This window comes from Bacillus haikouensis (assembly GCF_013179555.1).
Classification (GTDB): domain Bacteria; phylum Bacillota; class Bacilli; order Bacillales; family Bacillaceae_B; genus Rossellomorea; species Rossellomorea haikouensis_A.
This window is the reverse complement of sequence record NZ_JABMCR010000336.1, coordinates 1-3,897: the sequence shown is the minus strand read 5'-3', so window position 1 is coordinate 3,897 and position 3,897 is coordinate 1. Positions and strand designations below refer to the sequence as shown.

Below are 3,897 nucleotides of genomic sequence, written 5' to 3'. Positions count from 1 at the left end.
GGTTTTATCGGTGCAGGCGTAATGGGAAAAAGCATGGCTCATAATCTGTTGAAAGCAGGATTTGCCCTTAATGTGTACACTCGTACGAAAGAAAAAGCGGCTGATCTCTTGGAGGAAGGAGCACACTGGAAGGAAAGTGCTGCGGAGCTTGCAAAGGAATCCGACATTATCATGACGATTGTCGGCTACCCAAGTGATGTAGAAGAAGTGTATTTAGGTGAAGGTGGGATTTTAGCTAATGCGAAGGCGGGATCGTTTGTGATCGATATGACGACGTCTTCCCCCAAACTTGCTGAAGCAATTTTTGAAAAAGCAAATAAAGCAGGCATTCATGCATATGATGCTCCTGTATCCGGCGGGGACATAGGTGCCCGGAACGCCGCACTTACAATCATGGCCGGCGGGGATGAAGCGAATTTTGACTATATTCTTCCTGCCCTTCAAGCAATGGGTAAAAACATTGTCCTGCAGGGAGGCGCCGGTGCCGGTCAGCATACGAAAATGTGCAACCAAATCGCGATCGCTGCAGGCATGATGGGTGTCTGCGAAGCCATCCTCTATGCTGAGAAAGCAGGTCTCGATCCGAAAACCGTCCTGAAAAGCATCGAAGCGGGTGCAGCCGGTAGCTGGTCGCTGTCAAACCTTGCCCCGCGCATGATCGACGGCAATTTCGAGCCCGGTTTCTACGTCAAACATTTTATCAAAGACATGAAGATCGCGATCGAATCGGCTGAAACTATGCAGGTTCCCGTTCCCGGACTGAAGCTTGCGAAAGAATTATACGACCGATTCAGCCAGGCAGGCGGGGATGATAAAGGAACCCAGGCGCTGTATCAGTATTATGAGATGATGATGAGTAAGGCTGAATGATGAAAAGGCCCGTCCCAGACTGCGTTAACATTTAACGCAGTCTGGGACGGGCCTTCAATTTAGTTGGATGAATCGTTCTTTTCGATTTCTAATTTGCTGCTGCCCATCAAATACACAAAGAAAAAGGCGATCCCCAATGGAATCAATGCGTAGGCAAAGGTGGTCGTGATTGAATCGGACATAGCCGTCGTGATTTTCTCCAGTACGGCATCGGGAATCTGATCACGCATTTCCGGTTCGAAAATGCTTCTCGGATCGCTGCTGCCCGGAAAACCTTCCCCTGCTCCCTGCCCTTTGAATGCTTCTTCTAAATTAGAAGCAAACAGCTTAGTCTGCAGGGTCCCATACACCGTGATTCCAATCGTCATACCAAGCGACCGGAAAAAGGCGTTGGTTGAATTCGCAGACCCCCTGAATCTTGGTTCCAGCTTATGAATCGTCGCATTAGGCAGCAGGGAAAAAGAGAATCCTACTCCAAAACCGCTCAGAATCATATAAAGAGTCAACAATAGTCTGCCCGTTTCCGGTCCCATCGTTGCAAGCAGGGTCATTCCGGTGATGAACGCAATGATCGAAACCCACATAATATTCCGATAGCTTGTCTTTGTCATGCGCATTCCGGCAACCGCACTTCCGACCACCGAGCCAAGCATCAATGGTGTCAATATCATTCCCGCATTCGTGGCAGAACCTCCATACACAGCCTGAACGAAGATCGGTATCAGAATGGTCAGGATGATGAACGCCGCACCATAAAGAAATGCCAGAGCCTGTGATGATGCAAACAACGGACTCTTGAACATCCAGAACGAAATGATCGGTTCTGCGGCTTTCCGTTCGATAAAAAAGAAACTTACAATGAATACAAAAAACGCCAGAAGCAATCCGATGATCTGCCAAGAAGACCATGCGAATTCCTTCCCTCCCAATTCAAGCGCAAACATCAGACTGACTACCGCAATGACGAGTGTGACCGCCCCGCCCCAGTCGATGCGCTGATCGGAGCGCTGTGGAGATTCTTTGTAAGCCGTGATGATAAAGAATAAAGAAAGAAGTCCAATCGGGACGTTTACATAAAAGACCCAATGCCAGCTCAGGTTGTCTGTTAAAAACGCCCCGATCAACGGACCAAACACAGAAGCTGATCCAAATACCGCACCCAATATCCCGGTCATTTTCCCTCTTTTTTCTGGAGGGAACAGGTCAAAAACGATAGTAAAAGCGATGGGGAGCAATGCTCCTCCGCCGATACCCTGGATCGCCCTGAAAATACTCAGCTGCACAATATCCTGTGCGATGCCGCACAGTGCTGAACCAATCAGGAAAATAGTAAGTCCAAAGATATAGAATTTTTTCCGTCCATACATATCGGACAGTTTACCGAAAATCGGCATCCCGGCCATCACCGCCACCATGTAAGCAGACGTCACCCAAACAAACTTGTCGAGCCCGCCAAGGTCGGAAACGATCGACCCGAGCGCTGTCGCCACGATGGTATTATCCATCGCAGACATCAATATTCCGAGAAGCAGGCCTGCAAGCGCCAGCTTCATGTTGCTCTCTTTTGCAACCATATGTCTCACCCTTTTTATGTAAAAATGTCTTATTGTCATTTTCATTATAGTCTTCTGCTTGGATATGTCCAGTTGAAACCGATCTGGTGGATACTCTCTGCTAAACACCGCTGGAAATTTCCTTGCAGCATCTAAATATCCTTTCATAAACCTAAAACAGCTATACTCTATCTCGATGTAAAAATTCCCCTTTTACACATTGACATACCCTCATTTTTGGAATAATAAGGAACACAAGGATAGCGAAGGGAGATTGAAAACATGTCAAAAAAGGGGAGATGGGGACCTACATTCATCATCATCCTTGGTCTCTGCTTTCCATCTATGGATTCGGTCTGGATGAAATACGAAGTCAACGAGAAGGATCAACTGGTCATGTACGACGGTTTCAGCGGACCTCATGCCATTGGAGGCACCGGCGTCAGTAATGAGCAGGGAATCATGGCGGTAATCGGAGAGTACATGAGCGAGTTCATAAACTGGCTTCTCATTGGAATCCTGATTGCACCCTTATTTATCGCATCTTACATCGTTCTGCTCAGTGAAAAGTGGGAGCGGAACAAACTAAAGAGAAAAAGTACCCTCGCAGCAAATGGTGTCGTGATTGCCTGTGCAATCACCGTTTGGGTCCGGTATATTCATCTTGTGAACGACACTTTTCGTAATGTTTTATTTTAGAAATAATGTTTGTTCATTGTTTTTTTATGATACACAAAAGGAACTGCTGTACACAGTTCCTTTCGCAGGATCCTTCAATTATCAGCTAATCCAGTCTGCACTATCATCAGCCATTCTTTGTAAGTCACTCATAAACACACTGGCATGATAGCCATCACATACTGAATGATGAATTTGTAAAGAGACAGGCATGAAAATTTCATCATTTACCTCGGAATATTTTCCTCCAGTGATTATAGGATTTAGACTATCTCCACCGTTTCTAATATTTAGATTTAAGGATGTAAAAGAACTCCAAGGTACCATAGATATTGGAATACTGTTTTCTGGTATTGGTGTTTTTGGAAATAAGCTTCCCGTACCATTGAATTTTTCTACATCTTTTTCATATGAAGTATGAAATTCAGTGAAATCGGGTGTACATGGTGACCAGATGCCAGAAAATAAGTGTGTCTTCTTATCAAATATTGTGTAACAAGGGCACATCTCTGTCCAATATCCTAAAGTGCCTTCAGAGTTAAAATTAATCCTGAATTCTCTATGGGAATTCACTATTTTCGTAACCATAAAAATAAAGGCAGGATAAAACTTGTAATCCTTTTTCTTTAAGTTCTTCATAAGATTCGTGATATTGATTTCATTCGTGATACTGAATGTTGTTTGTTGATTTAAAAAGTGTTCAAAGTATTCTTTTCGATACCAAGTGTCACGATTAATTTTGATGAATTTCATATTTAACGCCTCCTAATTAACTTATCATTGTCTTAGGAGGCTT

Annotated in this window: 4 protein-coding genes; 2 read left to right on the top strand and 2 right to left on the bottom strand. The window is 44.5% G+C overall.

What is annotated here, in order from left to right:
- Positions 1-870 (top strand): NAD(P)-dependent oxidoreductase (locus tag HP456_RS20960; RefSeq protein WP_172254737.1); only part of this gene is annotated, 870 nt, incomplete at its 5' end.
- A gap of 59 nt (positions 871-929) precedes the next feature.
- Here the strand turns inward: HP456_RS20960 and HP456_RS20955 are convergent.
- Complete coding sequence (locus HP456_RS20955; RefSeq protein ID WP_172254735.1) at positions 930-2,444, bottom strand: MDR family MFS transporter; 1,515 nt, start codon at positions 2,442-2,444, stop codon at positions 930-932.
- Between the two features lie 261 nt (positions 2,445-2,705).
- Here HP456_RS20955 and HP456_RS20950 point away from each other — a divergent pair, with 261 nt between their 5' ends.
- Positions 2,706-3,122 (top strand): hypothetical protein, encoded by a 417-nt coding sequence (locus HP456_RS20950; protein ID WP_172254733.1) that lies wholly within the window; start codon positions 2,706-2,708, stop codon positions 3,120-3,122.
- 81 nt (positions 3,123-3,203) lie between these two features.
- On the opposite strand, the gene catA is transcribed toward HP456_RS20950, so the two are convergent.
- The gene (catA, locus tag HP456_RS20945; RefSeq protein ID WP_172254731.1) at positions 3,204-3,854 is read right to left on the bottom strand and encodes a type A chloramphenicol O-acetyltransferase; all 651 of its coding nucleotides are present in this window, start codon (positions 3,852-3,854) and stop codon (positions 3,204-3,206) included.
- Positions 3,855-3,897: the final 43 nt, after the last annotated feature.